The 1,660-nt window shown below is 36.4% G+C and carries 1 protein-coding gene; it reads right to left on the reverse strand.

What is annotated here, in order from left to right; all coding sequences use genetic code 11:
- Window positions 1-70: 70 nt before the first annotated feature.
- The gene (locus ACYVKQ_RS22470; protein WP_460677619.1) at window positions 71-1,537 is read right to left on the reverse strand and encodes a hypothetical protein; all 1,467 of its coding nucleotides are present in this window, start codon (window positions 1,535-1,537) and stop codon (window positions 71-73) included.
- Window positions 1,538-1,660 lie beyond the last annotated feature (123 nt).

Below are 1,660 nucleotides of genomic sequence, written 5' to 3' on the forward strand. Positions count from 1 at the left end.
GCTGCCGCACCGCGTACATTGCATACCCCGAAGCTACGGCAATCTACGCTCCGTAGCAATGCCTCAAAAACTATGCTGCGCTAGAAAGACGTCTTTTATGCTGCGGCATCTTCCTTATGTTGTCAACTTTTTTCAACAATGACTTAACATGTACATTAACAACTTTATATTCCTTCAAACCCTCTGTCCGTTTATCTATATCTTTTAACATATTAGCACCTTTATCTGTATCCCCATAATATAAATTCATAATAGCAATTCCATACCTAAACATCGTCCTATATTCAGCATACTTACCCTCATACTGACTGAGAAAAGCAACTACTTCTTCAATATTAAAATTCGGCCTCTTACCACTCTTCTGTAAAGCATCAAAGTATTTACAAAGTGCTTTGTAATGAAAAACCAAACTAACAGCATCACCTCTTGTCATTGCGAAGAATCCCCTGTTAGCATGCACAAACTGAGATTCATTATCAATAATAGCCATCTTATCAGTATAGAGAATAGCATCATCTATATTTCCAACTACGTAAGAATATCTAGCCAAAGAAACATAAATATTAAAAGCATCGTTATGCCCATCTAGCATAATAGCATACTCTTTCAAGAATCTAACCACCTCTTTAGGGTCACGATTCTGCTTATGATACTGCCAGAAATTATAGCGACACAATCTGCTCAATATCTTGGCAAGTCTACTTGTAAGATAGAATTTCTTAATAGCTTTTACTCTCAGCTGTTCGTCTACTATCTCTGACGGATTTATAAGACCATCATTAGCGTTAAATATCTTCTTTAATATAGATAATGCTTGTTCTGGATTACCATGACATACAGAACTTAGACCTAGGTAATAAAGAATAGTATCCTTCAGACTGAGACGTACCTTAGTTGTTCCGTGCAGTTCATCATCCATCGAAAAACCCCAAAAGTCAGGGCTTCTTTGGAGAACTTCCTTTTTTATATCTATTTCCATATCAAATAAACGAAAGCTTGTGACCATATCCATGGTACAAAGAGTCCCACTTTGCATAACAAATTCGTCCTTACCAAGAACTTTACCGACGTTAGCTTTAATAAATAATATTTCTTTTAACCCATAATCATTCTTTTTTAAAAAACGTTCCGCACCTTCCTCCGTCTTAAACGAGGAATGATTCAGAATAATAAATTTTATTTCCTTTATTTCTTCTGATAGTTCCTCAATCAAAGGAACAAGAACTTGGTTTACTTTATCCTGAGTCTGCTTTTCACTAAGAATTAAGACACCAAATTTTCGTTTTTTAACAAACCGATATCTGTATCTACAGTAAGCCCATACTGATGTCAGCAATACTTCAAGAGAAAACAACAAGTATATACCTATCGGATTCAACTTTTTCTCATCAAGAAAAGGAGACACGTACAACAAGTACAAAGCGGCAGTAAATATCTGCATGCAGATAAGCGCACTAACGTTTCGCCAGTTGCTTGCGGTCCAGTCCTCTATCTTGCCATAAATTCTATCTATAGATTTTGGAAGTGGAGTATCCATAATTCATCTGTTTAGAAGTCAAAAAGAAAGGGAAGCAAGCTTCCCTTTCTTTAAATTTAACGGCATTGCTACAGTATCATAGATAGGGTACCGTTTTTCTTAGCGCGCAGCAGGAGTACCGCT

The sequence above is a fragment of the Hymenobacter coalescens genome, assembly GCF_054783195.1.

What these genes read in the sequence shown, in the direction of transcription:
- ACYVKQ_RS22470 (WP_460677619.1), bottom strand. Translation starts at nt 1,537, where the DNA reads ATGGATACTCCACTTCCAAAATCTATAGATAGAATTTATGGCAAGATA.